The sequence below is a fragment of the Salirhabdus salicampi genome (assembly GCF_024259515.1).
GTDB classification, from domain to species: Bacteria; Bacillota; Bacilli; order Bacillales; family Alkalibacillaceae; genus Salirhabdus_A; species Salirhabdus_A salicampi.
The window spans coordinates 575,373-595,645 of sequence record NZ_JANBWE010000002.1 but is presented as its reverse complement, the minus strand read 5'-3'; the positions used below and the strand labels follow the sequence as shown (position 1 = coordinate 595,645).

The window sequence follows — 20,273 nt, the reverse complement described above, 5'->3', positions numbered from 1 at the left end:
TGCAGTCAAATGCTACGTCTTAACTTGCAGTTTTTCGCTCAGAAAAAAGGTGTAGGTAGTACAAAGAACGGACGTGACTCTGAGTCAAAACGTCTTGGTGCTAAACGTGCTGACGGCCAGTTTGTTTCTGGTGGTTCTATTCTATATCGTCAACGTGGAACAAAAATCTACCCAGGTGCTAACGTAGGCCGCGGTGGTGATGACACTCTTTTCGCGAAAGTTGATGGTGTCGTAAAATTTGAACGTTACGGTCGTGACCGTAAAAAAGTAAGTGTTTATCCTGTAGCACAGGAAGCATAAGCTTGTAAAAAGAAAAGTTCTAACCCGATGGGTTAGAACTTTTTTTATGGTATGAAACGGTGATACATAATGATTTTTGTTAAGTTCTATTTCAGTTATTTCGAAAAGTTTGCTATAATTTTCATTACTATCAAATAAGGGGCGGGTAGTATGGAGAGAAAGGAAGTAATAGATGTTATTAACCATTATCGTCACGACGTGTTAAATGATATACAGCTCGTTAAAGGATACGCTTCTATGGGGAAACTCGATAAGGTGAATGACATCGTTACAACGATTATTCATAAAGCACATGAAGAAAGAAAATTAACGAGGTTACAATGCCCACATTTCTTTCTATGGTTGTTGCAATTTAATTGGACTTATAATCAATTTCAGATTCAATATCAAGTTAGTGAACAAGTAGATCCGTTAACCGAAAAGGACATAGGTATCTGTGATGCCTTTGAACAGCTAATTAGTACATTGGAAGCACATGTGAAAGCGGATCAGTTATATGAAGGAATGATCATTATAGAGGAAAAAGGAAACATAAACGTTACATTTACCGGTTCTTTTGTAAATATAACAGAATGTCACCAACATTTGGATAAAATAAATTTTGTTCAAGATGTACATGTAACCGAAGAGAAGTGTAATGTCACATTCTCGTTTCAAAAAGAACTCGTCAATAAGTAATTTTGCACAATAGTGTGGAAGAATATCATCATGAAGTTTCCTTTAAAAGTAGAGGTGTAAAGAATGTTTGTAGATCAGGTCAAAGTATATGTAAAAGCAGGAGACGGTGGGAATGGTGTTGTTGCTTTCCGTCGTGAAAAATATGAACCAATGGGTGGACCAGCAGGTGGAGATGGAGGAAATGGTGGTAACATCATTTTTGAAGTTGACGAAGGATTAAATACATTAATGGATTTTCGTTATCAAAGACATTTCAAAGCGAAACGGGGAGAAAACGGAAGTGGAAAAGGCCAGCATGGTAAGAATGCTGACGCTTTAATTGTGCCGGTTCCGCCAGGGACAACAGTGAAAGATGCAGATACAGGTGAACTATTAGCCGACTTAGTTGAACATAAGCAGCAAGCCATCATTGTGAAAGGTGGAAGAGGTGGCCGTGGGAATTTGAAGTTCGCTTCAGCTCGTAATCGGGCACCGGAAATTGCTGAAAACGGTGAACCTGGTGAAGAGCGCAACATACAATTAGAATTAAAACTTTTAGCCGATGTTGGATTAGTTGGGTTCCCAAGTGTCGGAAAATCAACTTTATTATCGATTGTCAGTGCAGCAAGGCCGAAAATTGCTGATTACCACTTTACCACATTAGCTCCCAACCTTGGTGTTGTTGAAACTGAGGATAACCGCAGTTTCGTAATGGCGGATTTACCAGGATTAATTGAAGGAGCCCATGAAGGAATAGGACTTGGACATCAGTTTTTGCGCCATGTTGAGCGGACGAGAGTTATTGTGCATGTAGTGGATATGTCAGGGCTTGAAGGTCGGGATCCTTATGATGATTTTGTTAGCATAAACGAAGAATTAAAGCAATACGACGAACGTATTTCAAAACGTCCACAGATTGTAGTAGCGAATAAAATGGACATCCCACAATCTGAAGAAAATTTAATGAAATTTAAAGAACAAGTTGGAGATCATGTTGATATTTATGCAATTTCGGCTATTACCCGTGAGGGATTACGTCCACTTCTATTTGCTATTGCTGACCAGTTAGATCAAATTCCGAAGGATCAATTTATCGAAGAAGAAACAACTGAGCGAGTAGTCTATAAATACCGTGCAGAAGAAGAGCCGTTTCAAATTACACGTGATCCTGATGGTGCTTTTGTCTTATCAGGAGAGAAAATTGAAAAAATGTTCAAAATGACGGACTTTAATCGTGATGAGGCTGTTCGCCGTTTTTCTAAGCAAATGCGTAGTTTAGGAGTTGACAACGCATTAAGAAAACGTGGGGCAAAAGAGGGAGATACCGTTCGATTATTAGATTTTGAATTTGAATTTGTGGAATAAGAACAAAGGGGAATAAGGTTATGAAAGAGTTGGATGAAAAGTTTTACTTAGTTCGGAGCGACGTTCTACCGGAGTCAATGAAAAAGACATTGGAAGTAAAAGCGTTGCTCGAACAAGGAAAAGTGAATTCCGTATTTGAAGCGGTACAAAAGGTAGATTTAAGTCGTAGTGCTTTCTATAAATATAAAGATACCGTATTCCCATTCCAAGCTATGGTCAAAGAGAAAATGATTACGCTTTTTTTTCACCTGGAAGATAGAACCGGTACGTTAGCAAAGCTTTTATCAACGGTAGCGGACGCAGGATGTAACGTTTTAACGATTCACCAAACGATACCGCTACAAGGAAAAGCGAATGTAACATTATCGATGAACACATCTATGATGAGGGTGAATATTGAGCAGCTACTCCAAAATTTAAAAAAACTGGAATTTGTCATCCGCGTAGAGGTGTTAAGTTCAGGCGCATAATACAGGGAGGATATTTGTTGTGAATGAGAAAATCGGTTACTTAGGACCTAAAGGGACGTTTACGAAGATGGCAGTGGACGGTCTCTTTCATGAAGGGGAAAAAATTGAATATAAGACGATACCGGCGTGTATCGATGCTTTAAACGATGACGAAGTGGATGTAGCGGTTGTACCGTTGGAAAATGCAATTGAAGGCTCGGTTCACATCACCCTAGACTATTTAATCCATCATGTAGAAGTACCTATCGTAGCGGAAATTGTGTTACCCATTCAGCAACAATTACTTGTACATCCATCGTTTAAAGGTAACTTATCAGATATTAAAATGGTATATTCACATACACAAGCTATTGCCCAATGTCATCAGTTTATTCATAGAAACTTACCGAATGCCACCATTAAAGATATGTCTTCAACGGCTGAAGCGGCCCAATTTATTATGGAGTCGAATGGAGAACCGGTAGCAGCAATTGGGAATAAATTGGCTGTTTCAGAATATGGCCTAAACATATTACAAGAATCGGTTCACGATTATCCAAATAACCATACACGGTTTGCGGTATTAAAAAAGGAAAAACGTTCGTTACCGAATGTGAATATCACTCCTCAAGGGGAAAAGACAACAGTGCTTGTTACGCTACCACGCGACTATGCAGGGGCACTACATCAAGTATTGTCGGCGTTTTCATGGCGAAAAATGAATTTGTCCAAAATTGAATCACGTCCAATGAAAACCGGGTTAGGCAATTATTTCTTTATTATTGATGTGAATCAGCCCTATGATCAAGTCCTCTTCCCGGGAGTACAATCGGAGTTAGAGGCTCTTGGATGTAAAACACGCATATTAGGTAGCTACTCAACGTATACGTTAAGTGAACAAATGTTAAAAAAGGTTTCAGTGTCTTAGGACACTGAAACCTTTTTTCGTAGACAAAAAATAGTCATATGGCTCAACATTTTGAAAACTGTGCATATGTTGATATTGATATGGAATCGAAAAAATGTGAAATTGAAATAGAAAGGAGCAATACCCGTGAAGATTCATGTTGTACAACGAGGAGATACGCTGTTTAAAATTGCTCAAAAGTATGGTGTAGATGTTGATACATTGAAAGAAATGAATGCGCAACTATCAGACCCGGAACAGATTATGGCTGGTATGAAGTTGAAAATCCCTACTGTAACAAAACCTGTCCGCAAGGAAGTAGATGAACAGGAAACGTGTAATCATGCGGAACACCCGTATAAGGACGATTCACCAAAACCAATGCCTGTTATTAAAGAAGATGATAATCGTGGTGATATGTTTGATAAAGAAATGAAACCATATAGCGGTAAGAATGGTAGTATGAAGAATGATGATAAAGAAAACAAGGACGATAAAGTAAACTTCCCGCAAATGCCGCCATTTCCAAAGGATGATCATATGACAGATAAATCATTTCCTACTGTTCCATTTATGCAACCGTATTTTTTTGGTAATCCATCACAAGGACATATGCAAGGCCTTGGTCATAAGATGCCACAACAAATGCAACAAATGCCGCCACAGTTCCAGCAACAAATGCCACAGCAGTTTCAGCAACATATGAACCCGCAGCAATTCCAACAGCCATATGCACAGGAAGAGGATAAGGGTTTTTTACCATTTGTTGATGATACTTCTAAAAAGTTTGAGTTACCTAAGATGCCTGATAAAGTTGAATACCCTCAACAAAAATCAAATGTTCAGCAAGGTCAAGGTCAACAACAAATGGGATCTCCATTTCAACAGAACATCCCTTCTCAACAATATCAGCAACAATTTCCGATGAGCCCGCCACAAAGTTATTATCAAACACAACCAGGGTACCATGGGGACGGTTTTTATCCACAGCAATTCCAGCAACAAATGCCACAGCATCCAGGGCAGCAATTTCAGCAACAAATGCCACAGTATCCAGGGCAGCAATTTCAGCAACAAATGCCACAGTATCCAGGGCAGCAATTTCAACAGCCAATGCCACAGCAACCGGACCAAAACTTTCAACAAAATCCAGTGAGAGATGAAGAGTGAGGGGGATAAATAATAGGGACGATTCGTTTCAGAATCGTCTCCGTTATTTTTTAGCCGAAAACGGTGATTTTCACGTTTATAAACTGAAACGAATTAAGAATAACGTTATTCGACTAGATGATGGTAACAAACAATGGGTTTTAAAAGGATATAAGAACGAAAACATAGTAAAGCAATTGTGGTCATTCTTTCAACATGTTCAAAATTTGTCATATATCACCTCGTTTCATCCGTTTCTAAATGGAGAACGTTGGCTAATGGATGAAAACGATGGAAAGTTATGGTGTTTAACACCTTGGGTTGAGGGGAAATCGTTATCATTTAAGGAGGAGAAGAACCGGGACTTTGCGGTTCGAACGTTAACCACTTTTCATCGTGATGTGCAAGGAATTGTCGTTCCAACATACCGTAAACCGATAACATTCTCAAAAAAAATGGAAAAACGGTTAAGGCAATTTATAAAAACAAAGGCTTTGTTCCATGACTATGGATACTTGGACTTATACGAGCAAATAGTGAAGCATAGTCATGTCATCCTGGAGCAAATGGAGCAATTAAACTGGCATAGACTTGAATCGATAGCCAGGAAAAAGCGGTATTGGATTCATGGTGATTGTGCTTCCCATAATTTCATTGTTCAAAATCACAACGTGTTTATGATTGACTTTGATTTATTGTCACCCTCCCCTTACGAATATGAATGGATCCAATTAGCGCAACGTTTCATGGATGAGCCAACTGCTTCTGTTTATACTCTCTTACGATATCAAATATTTCAACGGCTTTTGGAGAGGAATCGTTATTTCTACTACGGCATTTTATTCCCTAACGATCTAATACGAGAATGGATGTATGCGATAAAAAACAAGAAACGAAGAATTGGGCCAACAATACAAAAATTTGATGAAAAATGGCAAAGTCGAATGGAATTTGTTGCTGAAGTGAACTCTATGATATGATTAATTATCATAAAGGATAGAAGGGGAAGGGATTATGGAAAAGCACATTGATTATTTAACGAATTGGCTTCGAACACAAGTAGAAGAAGCAGGTGTTAAAGGGTTAATCGTAGGAATAAGTGGAGGGATAGACTCCGCTGTTGTGGCTTATTTGATTAAACGGGCAATGCCTGACCATTCATTAGGTTTAATTATGCCTTGTAAAAGCAACCCGAAAGATGCACAACACGCAAACTTAGTTGTGGAAGGGTCTGGCATTGATCATGCGACCATTGATTTAACTGATACCCATGAAACGATGTTTAGTACTATTACACAGGTTATACAACAAACAGGAGATTGGAACGATAAGCAAGCTAAACTGGCAGACGCTAATTTGCGAGCACGTCTCCGAATGAGTACGTTATATACAGTTGCAACAAATTACCAGTACTTGGTAGTTGGAACGGACAATGCAGCGGAGTGGTATACAGGATACTTTACAAAATATGGTGACGGTGGGGTAGACTTAGTACCAATCATGAATTATACGAAGGGCGAGGTAAGGGAATTAGCTAAGGCTTTAGGTGTACCAAAGGAAATTATTGAAAAAGCCCCAAGTGCTGGACTTTGGGAAGGCCAAACGGATGAAAATGAAATGGGTGTCACATATGATCAAATTGATAAATACTTAAAGGACGAAGAAATTCCAGTGAATGATAAACAAATCATTGAAAAGATGCACGAGAGAACAGCACATAAACGTAGAATGCCAAGTGGCCCACCAAAATTTTCCTAATAAATTCATTGTATTTTTTGGTTAATATGAACCTCCTTTTTTCACACTAAGAGAAAAAGGAGGTTTTCTTATGCCCAAAACAAGATGGTTCATGATAGGTATTGCAGGAGTGTTACTAACAGGTTGTATGGATACCAATGGACAACAAGAAGGTCAACGTAACGATGATTTGGCTCAGCCAATTCAATATCGTGCTAATGACGGTGCAAATAATCAACAAACGGGGACGGATCAACGAAATGGAGATCAAGTTGGTATGCAAAATATCGGAGATGGAAATCCAGACGGTGATAGAAATTCCTATGAGGACGAAAATTTAAGAAGGCATGCCGAAGAAATTGAGAGAACGATTGCCCAACATGATGGAGTTCAAGCAGCTCAAACCGTTATTACGGATGATCGAATTTATGTTGCGATTCAACAAGTTCGCGGTGCGAATCCCGCTGTTGTAGCAGATGTACGTCTAATAGTTGAAGAAATGACGAACCGAAAGGATATAGTGGTTTATACAGACCGTATTTATTTTGATCGCATGAAAAATTTGAAAACGAGACAAGAGCCGTTAGATAAATTTTTTGGAGGATAACAACGAATGAACGCTTCATGTTACGCCGGGAACCTCTTTTACCGTTTCGAACACATATGATATAGTAAACAAAGAAATGGTAGAGAGGGGAATGAATATGGCTGGTCACTCTAAATGGCATAATATTAAAAGACGAAAAAATGCACAAGATGCAAAACGTGGGAAAGTTTTTATGAAACTAGCCAAAGAGATTTATGTGGCAGCGAAACAAGGTGGCGGAGATGTAGAAACGAATGCTTCCTTACGATTAGCAGTTGATAAAGCAAAAGCAAATAATATGCCGAATGATAATATTGATAGAGCCATTAAAAAAGCGACTGGAAATTTAGATAACGTTAATTATGAAGAAATGACATATGAAGGCTATGGACCTGGCGGAGTCGCAGTAATGGTTCAAGTATTAACGGATAATCGTAACCGTACTGCTGCTGAGGTTCGTCATGCTTTTTCAAAAAATGATGGTAACTTAGGTGAAAATGGTTGTGTGTCGTTTTTGTTTAACCGAACAGGTTATCTTGTTATTGACCGGGAGAAATACAACATGGATGAAGAGGAATTGTTACTTGAAGTTATTGAAGCGGGTGCAGAAGAGTTAGAGACTTCAGAAGAAGCGTTTGAGATTTATACAGCACCTGAAGACTTTTCAATTGTGAAAGATAAACTCATGGCGAATGGATATACGTTTGAAACCGCGGAAATTACTATGTTGCCTGAAACGTATACAACCGTATCAGATGAAGATCACGAAAAGATGAACCGTTTAGTTGATATGTTAGAAGATAGTGAGGATGTTCAAGACGTGTATCATAATTTAGACATAAACGAGTCCTTATTAGAGAAATAATAGTTATGAAAAACCCTATAGGTTAGGGTTTTTCTTTTTGTTTATGAATGGTTTCTGCTTGAATGAAAAATACTATATGTGGGAATGATGTTAGTAAGCATCATCATCTCTGTTAAACTACTTAAGAAAAGGGTGATGGAATTGAAAAGGGTATTTTCCATATTCCCTGGAGCTCTCTTAATCTTTGCTATTGTGGCTTCCTTTCATGCGGTTGGAGAAAGAGAAACAACAAACATGGCAACGAATGACGAACAAGTGTGGGAACGAGACCCACTCACTTTAGAAGTTGTTTTACGCACTCTTTATTTAGATGGGAAAATGGATATTGAAACAGAAGAACAAACCGTATGGTCATTGCAAGATTTCTGGTCAGCCTATGAAGGGTGGCAACTTGTGGAGCAAGAAGAAGGACGAGTTGTATTTGAAAGACAAGTAGAAGATTTATCGCCTGAAGTGAAGGCAAACGGTTATTTTGGTGTTAATGAGGATCATTCCTTGACTATCTTTAATGGAAGGCCTGAAGATAACCAAGTGATAAAAGCCTTTTATCAACTCGACATGGATAAGTTAGAAAGTTTTCATTTTAATCGTTTAAAAAATGGGATTAAAATAGACTCCACAACAACATTTAAAAACGTAATGGAAACCTTTCAACAGTATTCCCGAAGCGAACCAGTAAATGAAACATCTCCATCATAATGGGATGTTTCTTTTTTTCGTTTTTTATAGTAAGAGGGTAAGGTAAAGATATGTTAAAATGGTAGAGGATTATTTGTAAAGAGAAAGGGAAAAGCTGATGATAGCATTTATAGAAGGTACATTAGATACAATTGAAGATGAAAAGGTAGTTGTCGTTACAAACGGTGTCGGTTACGAAATTGTTTGTGCGAATCCCTATGATTTTCAACGGAATATGAATGAACAAATTCGTATATATACATATCATTACGTACGGGAAGATGCTCAAGTCTTATATGGATTTAAAGCGAAAGAAGAAAAGTGGCTCTTTGCAAAGTTATTAAATGTGTCTGGTATTGGTCCGAAGGGTGCATTAAATATTATTGGGACATCAGGGACAACAGAAATTGCTGCTGCAATTGAACGGGAGGACGAAAAATACTTAACCCGTTTTCCTGGTGTAGGAAAGAAGACTGCACGTCAAATGATACTCGATCTTAAAGGGAAGGTAACAGAGTGGGTAGATATTCCGTCAAACTCATTATTTAGTGACGAAATTCCCGCTGATCCTACCGTTCTTGATGAAGGGATTGAAGCATTGAAGGCCTTGGGCTACTCTGAACGTGAAATTCAATCTATCGTTCCAATGTTGCGGAAAGAAGAAATTACATCTGTTGATGAGTGTATTAAAAAGGCGTTAGCCTTACTCATAAAAAGTTCGTAAAAAGGAGGGATTAAAGTGGATGAACGAATGATTTCCGGTGAAATTCAAGAGGAAGATGTAACAATTGAATTTAGTTTACGTCCCGAAACACTTAACCAATACATCGGTCAGACGAAAACGAAAGAAAACTTAAAAATCTTTATAGAAGCGGCCCAGATGCGCAATGAACCTCTTGATCACGTCCTCCTTTATGGCCCGCCGGGATTAGGGAAAACGACGTTAGCCTCGATTATCGCAAATGAAATGGGCGTACAATTCCGGACGACCTCAGGTCCAGCTATTGAACGAGCAGGAGATTTAGCTGCTATTTTATCTTCTTTGGAGGCAGGGGACGTATTATTTATTGATGAAATCCATCGGCTTCCTCGCTCTGTAGAAGAAGTGCTCTACCCGGCAATGGAAGATTTTTGTTTAGATATTGTTATTGGATCAGGTCCGAGTGCACGTTCGGTACGATTAGATTTACCGCCGTTCACCTTAGTAGGTGCAACAACTAGAGCAGGTCTTTTGTCAGCCCCATTACGAGATCGTTTCGGTGTACTGAGCCGTTTAGAATACTATGAAACAATAGATTTGTGTAATATTATTAAGAGAACGGCAGACATTTTCCAAATGGGTATTGAAGAGAGTGCAGCAAATGAAATCGCCAGACGATCAAGGGGTACGCCAAGAATCGCTAATCGATTATTTAAAAGGGTAAGGGATATTGCCCAAGTAAATGGGGAAAGTACGATTTCCTTTGAAACAACTCAAAGAGCTTTGAAGATGTTGCAAGTTGATGCTCTAGGTCTTGACCACATTGACCATAAATACTTAATGAATATTATGGATTCATTTCGTGGCGGTCCAGTAGGACTTGATACGATTTCTGCTACAATTGGCGAAGAATCCCAAACAATCGAGGATGTTTATGAACCATTCCTTTTACAGATTGGTTTTATTCAACGAACGCCTCGAGGAAGGGTATTAACCCCAAAAGCATATGAACATTTTAATCGGGAGGTACCGGTGGAATAATGGAATTTGGCAGACTGTTCATATTTATCGGTATTATTTTTGTTGTTATTGGGCTCATTTGGAGTGTAATTGGGAAGTTACCAGGGGATATTACAGTTAAGAAAGGAAATTTCACTTTCTTTTTCCCTATTATGACGTCCATCGTCGTAAGCATTATATTATCTCTCGTATTTTATTTTATCGGAAAAATGAAATGACACGAAGTAAGGAGATCACGATGAAAGTAGAAGATTTTGATTTTCATTTACCAGAACAACTAATTGCACAAACACCGTTAAAAGACCGAAGCTCATCAAAGTTAATGGTACTCAACCGAAGTGAGGAAACGATTGAGCATCGACACTTTTTCGATATTACACAATATTTGCAAGAAGGTGACTGTCTCGTATTAAATAATACGAAGGTGTTACCAGCACGTCTATTCGGTACGAAAGAGGAGACAGGCGCTAAAGTTGAAGTGTTACTACTTCACCAAATGGAGCAAGACAACTGGGAAGTGTTAGTGAAGCCAGCGAAAAAAGTAAAAAAAGGTACGACGTTACAATTCGGAGAAGGGCTGTTAAAAGCCACATGTATTGACGAAAAGGAACATGGTGGTAGAGTATTACAATTTAAGTACGAAGGAATATTTTTGGAACTGTTAGAAAAACTCGGGGAAATGCCCTTGCCTCCATATATAAAAGAGCAGCTTGATGATCGAGATCGCTATCAAACGGTATATGCGAAAGAGGAAGGATCAGCTGCAGCTCCAACAGCAGGATTACATTTTACAGATGAATTACTAGCTGAAATTGAAAAACTTGGTGTCCACATTGCTTACATTACATTGCATGTTGGCTTAGGTACGTTTCGCCCTGTAAGTGTAGATACCATTGAAAATCATGAAATGCACGCAGAATTTTACCATATGGATAAAGAAACTGCGGACCTTCTAACAAACGTGAGAGAGCATGGTGGACGAATTATTTCAGTAGGAACGACATCTACGAGAACATTGGAAACGATTATGAGGGACCACGGAAAATTTGTTGAAGCAAGAGGTTGGACAGATATTTTCATCTATCCTCCATATGAATGTAAAGCGATTGACGGTTTAATTACAAACTTCCACTTGCCGAAGTCAACACTTATTATGTTAGTTAGTGCTTTTGCCAATCGGCATTTTATTTTAAAAGCATATGAAGAAGCCGTTGAAAAAAAATACCGTTTCTTTAGTTTTGGAGACGCAATGTTGATATTATAAGTACAGGAGCGTGTCATCATGGCAATAACATACGAATTTATAAAAGAATGTAAGCAAACAGGAGCTAGACTCGGTCGTGTCCATACCCCGCATGGTTCATTTGAAACACCTGTATTCATGCCTGTCGGAACGTTAGCAACGGTAAAAACGATGAGTCCAGAAGAATTAAAGGAAATCGGGGCAAATATAATCCTGTCCAATACATACCATTTATGGTTACGTCCAGGCGAAGATATTATTGAGGAAGCTGGTGGATTGCACAACTTTATGAATTGGGATGGATCAATTTTAACGGATTCTGGAGGATTTCAAGTATTTAGTTTAAGCGATTTACGGAACATTACAGAGGAAGGCGTACATTTTCGAAATCACATTAGTGGAGAAAAGCTGTTCCTGTCACCAGAAAAAGCGATGCATATCCAAAATGCACTCGGATCAGATATTATGATGGCATTTGATGAATGTCCTCCATACCCTGCTGATTACGATTATATGAAAAAATCAGTTGAACGGACGAGTCGTTGGGCAGAACGTTGTTTAGAAGCCCATAAAAGGCCGAATGATCAAGGTTTATTTGGTATTATTCAAGGTGGGGAATATGAGGACTTAAGAAGACAAAGTGCAAAAGATTTAATTTCATTAGATTTCCCGGGATATGCGGTTGGAGGCTTGTCTGTAGGTGAACCGAAAGATGTCATGTATAAGGTGTTAGATTATACGACACCACATTTACCTAAAGAGAAACCCCGTTATTTAATGGGTGTAGGATCGCCTGATGCGTTAATCGAAGGGGCTATACGTGGAATTGATATGTTTGATTGTGTACTTCCAACAAGAATAGCTCGAAATGGAACTTGTATGACTTCCAATGGTCGGTTAGTTGTTCGAAACGCCAAATATGCACGGGATTTCTCACCACTAGATGAAAATTGTGATTGTTACACATGCCGAAATTATTCAAGAGCTTACATTCGTCACTTAATAAAAACAAATGAAACGTTTGGAATTCGTCTTACGACTTATCATAATCTATATTTTTTGGTAAAATTGATGGAGCGAGTGCGCACAGCGATACGAGAAGATCGTTTGGGCGATTTCCGCGAAGAATTCTTTGAACAATATGGTTTGAATAAACCAGATGCTAAAAATTTTTAATTGTTCAGAAAGGAGTGAAACAAATGGATGCATTAGGAAGCTTACTACCGATTCTTTTATTCTTCGTCATTTTCTATTTCATTTTAATTCGTCCGCAACAGAAGCGCCAAAAACGTGTGCAACAAATGCAGAATGAATTAAAAAAAGGTGACAAGGTCGTAACAATCGGTGGGCTGCATGGTGAAATACATGCTTTGGATGAAGGTACAATCGTCGTTACTGTAGACAACGGTACAAAGCTTACATATGATCGTACAGCTGTACGTGAAGTTGTAACTGACTAAGAAAAAAAGGGCGTTTTTCTCAAAATGAGAGAAACGCTTTTTTTTGACTAGCTTATCCGATATTTATTTATCACTTTTCATCAAGTTAACACCGAAAATACCACCAAATGCTGCTACTAAAATAAATAGCCCATGGTAAATCCACTGTTGCCCATGAAAGATGTGGTTATGGGCGAGAAATTGGTATAGTAAGATAAATAGTGAATAGCCCAATCCGGTAAGCCCGCCTAAAATCCATCCTTTTTCTTTTCCTTTTACACCTGCGAACAATCCTCCTAAAAATAAGTAAAGAATCCCTAACCCAAACGTTACCCAATGTAGTGTTGTCGCTTGTAGTTCAGCGAATCGTATGATAAGGGCAAGAATAAAACTGCTTACTAGCATAAGTGCAAAGACGGTAACCCACCCAAAAAGTAATGCAGTAAAACGTTGTGTCATCATCATTCCTTCCCCCTTGTTTGTCCATGTTTAAAACCATTGTATTCACAAAGAAAAAAAATAGAAGAAAAATATTTTGGACATGTATGTGAATATATTTAATAAAAATGGGACAAAAAGGAGAAATAACATGGAGGCAGTACTTTCAATCACGATTTTCATAGTGAGTTATATGTTAATAATTTTAGAAAAAGTTGACCGGGCGTTAATTGCGTTAGCAGGCGGTATTCTTATGCTTTGTACAGGCATATTTAGTTGGAATGATGCCTTTTATACGTTTATCGATTGGCATACGATTGCACTGTTATTTTCAATGATGGTGCTCGTTTCCATAACACAAAAGACGGGTTTTTTTGAATATATAGCCCTTTTATTAGCACAACGAATTAAAGGAGAACCGGTAAAGTTACTCATATTGGTTTCTTGTTTAACAGCAATCGGATCTGCCTTGCTAGCGAATGTGACAACTGTTCTATTATTTGTGCCGGTTATTATGCACTTGACAAGAATTTTATCGTTACCGAACTTTCCATATTTAGTTGCCATAATTTTTAGTTCCAATATCGGGGGAACAGCAACTTTAATTGGTGACCCGCCAAATATTATGATTGGTCAAGCTGTAGAACATTTTACGTTTGTTTCTTTTCTCGTCCATTTAGGTCCAGTCGTTTTTATTATCTTTTTATTCATGATAATGTTCCTGCTATTCTTTTTCCGTTCTTCATTAAAAGCAGATCCATTAAATCATGAAAAAATTAAGCAGTTAAATCCAAATGACTATTTAAAAAAGTCACCTTTGCTTTATAAATCATTATCCATCCTATTACTAACCATTATTGGTTTTTTACTACAACCTTTATTACATGTTGATCTTACGACCATTGCGGTCTGTGGTGCCTTATTATTGTTGTTGGTAACAGATCAAGATACAGATGCAGAAGTTGTATTTCGTGAAGTGGAATGGTTAACATTATTTTTCTTTATCGGATTGTTCATCTTAGTAGGTGGATTGCAAAAGTCAGGAGTGATTGATGAAATTGCGAAAGGGATCATTTGGATTACGGAAGGGGATTTGCCGAAGACCGCGATTATGATTTTATGGATTTCGGGTATTTTTTCTGGCATTGTTGATAATATCCCGTTTGTTGCCGCAACCATTCCTGTTATATATGAATTTCAAGAATATGGAATGCTAAATCTGGACCCGCTATGGTGGTCATTGGCATTAGGTGCTTGCTTAGGTGGGAATGGAACATTGTTAGGTGCATCTGGGAATGTTGTAGTGGCTGGTATCGCTGCTAGTAAAGGCGAACCAATTTCCTTTATGAAATACATGAAATATGGTTTTCCAATTGTTATTTTCTCGTTAGTCATTTCAATGGTATACGTGTTTTTCCGTTATTTACTTCCTTTTATACAGAATCCACTTTAAAAAACACTTTGTTAGGGAATACTTACTGATGGTATTCCCTACTTTCATTGTGTTAAAGGAAGTGGAAACGTGGATTTTATTGAAATTTGGAAGATTATTTGGCGAACGTTACTTGCATATTTGTTTGTTTTTGGTACTTTACGGTTAATGGGCAAGAGGGAAATTGGAGAATTAAGTATTTTGGATCTAGTCATTTTCATTATGGTTGCGGAAATGGCGGTTATTTCGATTGACGATTTGAAACGTAATTTTTTTATGGCCGTTTTTCCAATGGTTTTATTACTAGGTATTCAACACTTTACCGCTTATTTATCGTTGAAAAATCAAAAGGCACGGGAAATTTTGGATGGTAAACCGTCTGTCATTATTCATGGGGGTAAGCTAGTTGAACGAGAAATGAGAAAGCAACGATACAATATGGATGATTTATTAACACAACTTCGAGATAAAGGAATTCAACATGTTCAAGAAGTGGAACTTGCCATTTTAGAGGCGAACGGAAAATTATCGGTCTTTGAAAAGAAAAATAACCCAATGCTGATCTATAAACCACTGATTGTTGATGGGAAAATCCAACATGAAGCATTAGAAGAGGCAAAGAAAAAAGAGGAATGGTTAAGAAATCAATTAAAAAGGCAAGGTTACACAGATATAAGAAACATTTCTTATTGTGCTTTGAATCAAAATGACACACTTCATGTAGACATTATCGACGAAGATGAATAATCATGTAAGTCCAAATATAAAATAATACTTATTTTTTGCAGTCCAGTAGCAGGAGAAGGGCTGCTTTTTATTTCGGAATAATGCTTCGTTGAAGGATATATAGTTCTCCTTTATACGATGAATTGATGGTCAATCAATAGTAAAATCGGAGTAAATATGAAAATGCTCAGATATTATCTGAGCATTTCATTATTCAACATGAATTTTATTTCCATTTAAAGAATGGCAATTGTTTCAGTTCCTCTTTCGTTATAAACCGGAACATATATAATAGGAGTAAATAAACAACCGATAAGATGATTAAAAGGAACGCTAAGACTGGAACTTTGTACAGGTCTGTAAACATGTCCATTAAGAACTTGCCTGCAAAATACGTAAGAAGGAGCAGGGCAATCATTTTTAGTATATCAAGCTTACGCATCTTAAAACCAATATGCTTCGATAATGCGGCACCGTGAAGTAATGTTACGAGTACTACCCCAACAACGATAGAAATGACAACACCCTTAATACCAAAAGCGGGTTGTGTAGCAAGTGCTAACAGGACAAAGAACTTTACGATGGCACCGATAATGCTGTTATACATTGCTTGTTTCGCCAAATCTAACGCCTGTAAAGCTGCCTGTAATGGCGATTGAAAATAGAGTAATAGGAAAAATGGTGCCATAAATGTTACGAAAAATGCTGCATCAGTGTCATTATACATGAACAGTAATATTGGTTTCGCAAACAAGAACAATACGACTGTCGCTAAAGCTCCGGAGGCGAAAGATAATCGAATGGATTGATGAATTCGATAATGTATTAATTTCCGCTGGTGCTTTGCCCCTGCTTCACTAATCGAAGGTACGAGTGCAGTTGACAGTGATTGAGTGATAAAGGTTGGAAGAAATAACAATGGTAAGACATAACCAGTTAACTCTCCATATAAGCTTGTGCTTTGTGAGATCGTATATCCGGCAATGGCCAAACTTTGAGAAACTAGTATTGGCTCTAAAAAGAATGTAATCGATCCAACTAGTCGACTGCCGGTCGTTGGTAAAGCAATGGACATCAATTCTTGTAAGGTTTCTTTTCCTTTTTTAAATGATTGTTTCATTTTTGTCGTTAACGTAATTCGCTTTCGGCGTTTAAATTGATGAATAATGTACATTAATGAGCAAAATTCTCCGATGACAACCGAAATCATGGCTCCACTTGCTGCGTACTCTACACCATACGGGAGTAACATCTTTGTTAAAAAAGCAACACAACTAATCCGAACAATCTGTTCAATGACTTGGGCGAAAGCTTGAGGCTTCATATTTTGTAACCCTTGGAAATAACCTCGTAAAACCGCTGATATAGCAACGATCGGTACAATAGGACTAATGGCGATTAACGGATAAAGGGTACGTTCATCTGTTAACAAATATTTGGCCACGAGCGGTGAAGCGAATATAAAGGCGATAGTAAAGATAATACTTAAGACAGATATAATACTGAAGGAAATGATCAGAATGCGTTTAATTTTTTTGCGATCACCTACAGCATCTGCTTCAGCAACCCGTTTTGAGATTGCTACTGGTAGTCCAAGGTGCGTAAGTGTAATAACGAGAAAGAGGGTTGGTAGTGCCATCATATAAAGACCAACACCTTCTTCTCCCATAATTCTAGCAACTACGATACGGTTAATAAATCCGAGAAACCTAGTAATCATGCCAGCGATGATTAATATGACAGTTCCTTGAATAAAGGTTTGTTTCGTCATACCCTTGCCCCTGCCTTCTCAAAAGATTAAAAATCATATACAATGAATGTATATGCTGAATAGTTGGTCAAGCATGACAAGCCATATAGGCTTTGCCATAAAAAAGGGGGCGACTTGATGAAAGAAGGACGGCTCGTATCTAGCTGGAAACCAATTGTGTTGCCGGCATTAAGGAGTAAAGTGGAAGAACTACATATGTTGGGGTATCGAAAGGCAAATGAAGAAGATGTTTGGAAATGTTTAATGAAAAAAGTGTGGAGGCAAGATGTAGAAAAAAAACTCCACCAAGTGGTACAAGACATATTACATTTAGATGCGGGTATTTATATGAATTATATTACGTCACAAGTTTACAAAAATGACGATTTGATGGCTCATATTGAGGCGCTGAAAGGTTATGAGGAAAGCCCCGAATCAGAATGACATCAATAAATAACGACAGATGAAAAGCGATAGTGCTTAACGATAAAGGAGGAACATTTCAACATGGTGAAACGAGGCAGATTAGTTGCCTTCTTTGCCCTAATTATTGTTATCGGTACACTTATTGGAACAACATCAACTAAAATTGCAGATGACATAACGTTAGGTTTAGATTTACAAGGCGGCTTTGAAATTTTATATGAAGTGGAACCAATTCAAGATGATCAAGAAGTAACAGAAGATATGATGGATGCTACCGTCCAAAGCCTACGGGAGCGTGTAGACGTCCTTGGAATTAGTGAGACAACAATTGAAACAGAAGGGCAAGACCGGATTCGTGTTCAGTTGGCAGGTGTGCAAAATCAATCCGAAGCGAGGGAACTTCTGTCTACTACAGCAAGTCTTTCGTTTCGTGATACAGAGGATCATGAATATTTAAATGGTACGGATGTAAAAGAAGGTAGCGCAAGGCAAGATTTTGACCCGGATTTTGGGAATCCGATTGTTACATTACAAATGAAAAGCGCGCAAAAGTTTGGTGAAGTAACAAGAGAAATTTCCCAATTACCTGAACCGATGAATCGGTTAGTCATCTGGCTTGATTTTGAGGAAGGAGATTCCTACTTAGAAGAAGCAAGTAAGGAAGACCCTAAATATATTTCAGCACCTCGAGTTGGCGAAACGCTTATGACAACTGATGTCATGATTACAGGTGATTTCACAGTAGAATCTGCGAAACGTTTAGCTGATATTCTTAATGCTGGTTCTCTACCGGCCAAGTTAACCGAATTGTACTCCATATCGGTTGGAGCCCAATTTGGTGAACAAGCGTTAAACAAAACTGTATTTGCTGGCTTTTTGGGGGTTGCGCTAATATTCGCGTTCATGATTTTTTATTACCGATTCCCAGGGGTTATTGCAGCTATCACGTTAAGTATTTATATTTATTTAATATTAGTCGTGTTTAACTTAATGAATGGTGTGTTAACACTACCAGGAATTGCAGCCCTTATATTAGGGGTAGGTATGGCCGTTGATGCCAATATTATTACATACGAACGGCTAAAAGAAGAATTAAAATCGGGTAAGACGATTGCCTCCGCTTTTCGGGCAGGAAACAGTCGCTCATTATCTACAATATTAGATGCAAACATTACAACGATTTTAGCCGCAACGGTTCTCTTTATATTTGGAACAAGTTCGGTAAAAGGTTTTGCAACGATGTTAATCGTGAGTATATTAGTAAGTTTTATAACCGCTGTTTACGGAACTCGTTTGTTATTAGGATTATGGGTGAAAAGTCGTTATTTAAATAAGCGTCCAAAATGGTTTGGGGTAAAACAAGAGGAGATTAAAGACATTACAAAAGGTGAGGAAGTAGAACCGTTCGTTTTCGGTCGAACGTTTGACTTTGTAAAACACCGTAAAAAGTTCTTTGCCATTTCCGGAGTCCTTCTCTTAGCAGGACTTTTCGCACTATTACTGTTTAGACTAAACTTAGGCATTGATTTCACAAGTGGTTCAAGGGTTCAAATTTTAGCGAATGAAACCCTTTCTACTGAGGAAGTGGAGCGTGAATTGCAGGCAGTTGACTTAGCACCGGTGGAGGTAGTACTTGCAGGTGATGATAGTGAAATTGGAATTGCACGCTATGACAAGGTACTGTCCCAAGGAGATATTGCAACCTTAAAGGATCACTTTGTAGATAAGTACGGTTCCGAGCCAAATGTCAGTACAGTAACACCAAAAGTAGGGCGGGACTTAGCGAAAAATGCAATTATGGCTGTTCTCTATGCCTCTATTGGTATCATTATTTATGTAACGATCCGCTTTGAGTTTTATTTCGCACTAACAGCGATTATTGCATTACTTCATGATGCATTCTTTATTATTGCACTGTTTAGTTTGACACAGTTGGAGTTTGATATCACCATTATTGCAGCCATCCTAACCATTGTCGGTTATTCGGTAAACGATACGATTGTTACCTTTGATCGAATAAGGGAAAACTTATATTTAGAAAAGCGGATTAAGTCAATGACACAGTTAGCCAAAATTGTAAACAAGAGCTTAATGCAAACGTTAGCCAGAAGTATTAATACAGTTGTTACCGTTGTACTTGCAGCACTTATGCTTCTCATCTTTGGTGCAACATCCATTACCGGGTTCTCGTTCGCCTTAATCATCGGCTTGATTGCTGGTATGTATTCGTCTCTATTTATTGCTTCGCAATTGTGGCTTGTGTTCCGCGGTAAATCATTAAACGATAAGCCTTTGCAATATGTGAAAAAGCAATCAAACGATGGACCACAAGTATAAATCATGAAACCTGCCCATAGTTTTGAGGCAGGTTCATATTTCTCGGTTAATCGACGTGATTTTAGGGAA

General features: G+C 38.1%; 23 protein-coding genes. 21 read left to right on the top strand and 2 right to left on the bottom strand.

From position 1 onward, the window contains the following. Nucleotides 1-9 precede the first annotated feature (9 nt). From rpmA to yajC, 17 genes are all read left to right on the top strand, one after another. On the top strand, nucleotides 10-300 hold the full coding sequence (gene rpmA / locus NLW78_RS09160; protein WP_254496743.1) for a 50S ribosomal protein L27: 291 nt from the start codon (nucleotides 10-12) through the stop codon (nucleotides 298-300). A 150-nt stretch (nucleotides 301-450) separates the two neighbouring features. Continuing rightward, the gene (locus NLW78_RS09155) at nucleotides 451-978 is read left to right on the top strand and encodes a Spo0B domain-containing protein (protein WP_254496742.1); all 528 of its coding nucleotides are present in this window, start codon (nucleotides 451-453) and stop codon (nucleotides 976-978) included. Between the two features lie 63 nt (nucleotides 979-1,041). After that, nucleotides 1,042-2,322 (top strand): GTPase ObgE, encoded by a 1,281-nt coding sequence (obgE, locus tag NLW78_RS09150; RefSeq protein ID WP_254496741.1) that lies wholly within the window; start codon nucleotides 1,042-1,044, stop codon nucleotides 2,320-2,322. Between the two features lie 20 nt (nucleotides 2,323-2,342). Next, nucleotides 2,343-2,792 (top strand): ACT domain-containing protein, encoded by a 450-nt coding sequence (locus NLW78_RS09145; protein WP_254496740.1) that lies wholly within the window; start codon nucleotides 2,343-2,345, stop codon nucleotides 2,790-2,792. A 19-nt stretch (nucleotides 2,793-2,811) separates the two neighbouring features. Further along, nucleotides 2,812-3,699: a prephenate dehydratase gene (pheA, locus tag NLW78_RS09140; protein ID WP_254496739.1), complete on the top strand. Its 888-nt coding sequence runs from the start codon at nucleotides 2,812-2,814 to the stop codon at nucleotides 3,697-3,699. A gap of 126 nt (nucleotides 3,700-3,825) precedes the next feature. After that, nucleotides 3,826-4,848 carry a LysM peptidoglycan-binding domain-containing protein gene (locus NLW78_RS09135; RefSeq protein WP_254496738.1) on the top strand — a complete coding sequence of 341 codons (1,023 nt, stop codon included), beginning with the start codon at nucleotides 3,826-3,828 and terminating at the stop codon, nucleotides 4,846-4,848. Next, nucleotides 4,845-5,807 (top strand): phosphotransferase, encoded by a 963-nt coding sequence (locus NLW78_RS09130; protein WP_254496737.1) that lies wholly within the window; start codon nucleotides 4,845-4,847, stop codon nucleotides 5,805-5,807. Before NLW78_RS09135 ends, NLW78_RS09130 begins: the two co-directional genes overlap by 4 nt. Before the next feature lie 34 nt (nucleotides 5,808-5,841). After that, nucleotides 5,842-6,585, top strand: a complete 744-nt coding sequence (nadE, locus tag NLW78_RS09125; protein WP_254496736.1) for an NAD(+) synthase — start codon at nucleotides 5,842-5,844, stop codon at nucleotides 6,583-6,585. 70 nt (nucleotides 6,586-6,655) lie between these two features. After that, nucleotides 6,656-7,171: a YhcN/YlaJ family sporulation lipoprotein gene (locus NLW78_RS09120; protein WP_254496735.1), complete on the top strand. Its 516-nt coding sequence runs from the start codon at nucleotides 6,656-6,658 to the stop codon at nucleotides 7,169-7,171. Between the two features lie 97 nt (nucleotides 7,172-7,268). Beyond that, nucleotides 7,269-8,015, top strand: coding sequence for a YebC/PmpR family DNA-binding transcriptional regulator (locus tag NLW78_RS09115; protein WP_254496734.1), 747 nt, complete (start codon nucleotides 7,269-7,271; stop codon nucleotides 8,013-8,015). A gap of 141 nt (nucleotides 8,016-8,156) precedes the next feature. Further along, nucleotides 8,157-8,714 (top strand): intercompartmental signaling factor BofC, encoded by a 558-nt coding sequence (locus tag NLW78_RS09110; protein ID WP_254496733.1) that lies wholly within the window; start codon nucleotides 8,157-8,159, stop codon nucleotides 8,712-8,714. 97 nt (nucleotides 8,715-8,811) lie between these two features. Further along, nucleotides 8,812-9,417, top strand: coding sequence for a Holliday junction branch migration protein RuvA (gene ruvA / locus NLW78_RS09105; protein ID WP_254496732.1), 606 nt, complete (start codon nucleotides 8,812-8,814; stop codon nucleotides 9,415-9,417). 15 nt (nucleotides 9,418-9,432) lie between these two features. Then, a complete protein-coding gene (gene ruvB / locus NLW78_RS09100; protein ID WP_254496731.1) occupies nucleotides 9,433-10,434 on the top strand; it encodes a Holliday junction branch migration DNA helicase RuvB in 1,002 nt (333 codons plus the stop codon). Continuing rightward, nucleotides 10,434-10,631: a DUF2905 domain-containing protein gene (locus NLW78_RS09095; protein ID WP_254496730.1), complete on the top strand. Its 198-nt coding sequence runs from the start codon at nucleotides 10,434-10,436 to the stop codon at nucleotides 10,629-10,631. The genes ruvB and NLW78_RS09095 overlap by 1 nt, the downstream gene beginning before the upstream one ends. A 20-nt stretch (nucleotides 10,632-10,651) precedes the next feature. Then, the gene (queA, locus tag NLW78_RS09090; protein ID WP_254496729.1) at nucleotides 10,652-11,677 is read left to right on the top strand and encodes a tRNA preQ1(34) S-adenosylmethionine ribosyltransferase-isomerase QueA; all 1,026 of its coding nucleotides are present in this window, start codon (nucleotides 10,652-10,654) and stop codon (nucleotides 11,675-11,677) included. 18 nt (nucleotides 11,678-11,695) lie between these two features. Continuing rightward, on the top strand, nucleotides 11,696-12,832 hold the full coding sequence (gene tgt / locus NLW78_RS09085; protein WP_254496728.1) for a tRNA guanosine(34) transglycosylase Tgt: 1,137 nt from the start codon (nucleotides 11,696-11,698) through the stop codon (nucleotides 12,830-12,832). Nucleotides 12,833-12,855: 23 nt separating this feature from the next. Beyond that, nucleotides 12,856-13,116: a preprotein translocase subunit YajC gene (gene yajC, locus NLW78_RS09080; protein WP_254496727.1), complete on the top strand. Its 261-nt coding sequence runs from the start codon at nucleotides 12,856-12,858 to the stop codon at nucleotides 13,114-13,116. A gap of 63 nt (nucleotides 13,117-13,179) precedes the next feature. On the opposite strand, the gene NLW78_RS09075 is transcribed toward yajC, so the two are convergent. Next, nucleotides 13,180-13,557, bottom strand: a complete 378-nt coding sequence (locus NLW78_RS09075) for a TIGR04086 family membrane protein (RefSeq protein WP_254496726.1) — start codon at nucleotides 13,555-13,557, stop codon at nucleotides 13,180-13,182. Between the two features lie 127 nt (nucleotides 13,558-13,684). On the opposite strand from NLW78_RS09075, the gene NLW78_RS09070 reads away from it, so the two are divergent. Further along, nucleotides 13,685-14,986 carry an ArsB/NhaD family transporter gene (locus tag NLW78_RS09070; protein WP_254496725.1) on the top strand — a complete coding sequence of 434 codons (1,302 nt, stop codon included), beginning with the start codon at nucleotides 13,685-13,687 and terminating at the stop codon, nucleotides 14,984-14,986. Between the two features lie 78 nt (nucleotides 14,987-15,064). Continuing rightward, nucleotides 15,065-15,712: a DUF421 domain-containing protein gene (locus NLW78_RS09065; RefSeq protein WP_254496969.1), complete on the top strand. Its 648-nt coding sequence runs from the start codon at nucleotides 15,065-15,067 to the stop codon at nucleotides 15,710-15,712. A gap of 205 nt (nucleotides 15,713-15,917) precedes the next feature. Here the strand turns inward: NLW78_RS09065 and spoVB are convergent, their stop codons facing one another. Then, nucleotides 15,918-17,462 (bottom strand): stage V sporulation protein B, encoded by a 1,545-nt coding sequence (gene spoVB, locus NLW78_RS09060; protein WP_254496724.1) that lies wholly within the window; start codon nucleotides 17,460-17,462, stop codon nucleotides 15,918-15,920. A 117-nt stretch (nucleotides 17,463-17,579) separates the two neighbouring features. On the opposite strand from spoVB, the gene NLW78_RS09055 reads away from it, so the two are divergent. Then, nucleotides 17,580-17,885 (top strand): post-transcriptional regulator, encoded by a 306-nt coding sequence (locus NLW78_RS09055; RefSeq protein ID WP_254496723.1) that lies wholly within the window; start codon nucleotides 17,580-17,582, stop codon nucleotides 17,883-17,885. A gap of 63 nt (nucleotides 17,886-17,948) precedes the next feature. After that, nucleotides 17,949-20,204, top strand: a complete 2,256-nt coding sequence (gene secDF / locus NLW78_RS09050; protein WP_254496722.1) for a protein translocase subunit SecDF — start codon at nucleotides 17,949-17,951, stop codon at nucleotides 20,202-20,204. Nucleotides 20,205-20,273: the final 69 nt, after the last annotated feature.

Coding starts and splice junctions, on each gene's coding strand:
- rpmA (WP_254496743.1), top strand. CDS start 10: ATGCTACGTCTTAACTTGCAGTTTTTCGCTCAGAAAAAAGGTGTAGGT.
- NLW78_RS09155 (WP_254496742.1), top strand. CDS start 451: ATGGAGAGAAAGGAAGTAATAGATGTTATTAACCATTATCGTCACGAC.
- obgE (WP_254496741.1), top strand. CDS start 1,042: ATGTTTGTAGATCAGGTCAAAGTATATGTAAAAGCAGGAGACGGTGGG.
- NLW78_RS09145 (WP_254496740.1), top strand. CDS start 2,343: ATGAAAGAGTTGGATGAAAAGTTTTACTTAGTTCGGAGCGACGTTCTA.
- nadE (WP_254496736.1), top strand. CDS start 5,842: ATGGAAAAGCACATTGATTATTTAACGAATTGGCTTCGAACACAAGTA.
- NLW78_RS09120 (WP_254496735.1), top strand. CDS start 6,656: ATGCCCAAAACAAGATGGTTCATGATAGGTATTGCAGGAGTGTTACTA.
- NLW78_RS09115 (WP_254496734.1), top strand. CDS start 7,269: ATGGCTGGTCACTCTAAATGGCATAATATTAAAAGACGAAAAAATGCA.
- ruvA (WP_254496732.1), top strand. CDS start 8,812: ATGATAGCATTTATAGAAGGTACATTAGATACAATTGAAGATGAAAAG.
- NLW78_RS09095 (WP_254496730.1), top strand. CDS start 10,434: ATGGAATTTGGCAGACTGTTCATATTTATCGGTATTATTTTTGTTGTT.
- queA (WP_254496729.1), top strand. CDS start 10,652: ATGAAAGTAGAAGATTTTGATTTTCATTTACCAGAACAACTAATTGCA.
- tgt (WP_254496728.1), top strand. CDS start 11,696: ATGGCAATAACATACGAATTTATAAAAGAATGTAAGCAAACAGGAGCT.
- yajC (WP_254496727.1), top strand. CDS start 12,856: ATGGATGCATTAGGAAGCTTACTACCGATTCTTTTATTCTTCGTCATT.
- NLW78_RS09075 (WP_254496726.1), bottom strand. CDS start 13,557: ATGATGACACAACGTTTTACTGCATTACTTTTTGGGTGGGTTACCGTC.
- NLW78_RS09070 (WP_254496725.1), top strand. CDS start 13,685: ATGGAGGCAGTACTTTCAATCACGATTTTCATAGTGAGTTATATGTTA.
- spoVB (WP_254496724.1), bottom strand. CDS start 17,462: ATGACGAAACAAACCTTTATTCAAGGAACTGTCATATTAATCATCGCT.
- NLW78_RS09055 (WP_254496723.1), top strand. CDS start 17,580: ATGAAAGAAGGACGGCTCGTATCTAGCTGGAAACCAATTGTGTTGCCG.
- secDF (WP_254496722.1), top strand. CDS start 17,949: ATGGTGAAACGAGGCAGATTAGTTGCCTTCTTTGCCCTAATTATTGTT.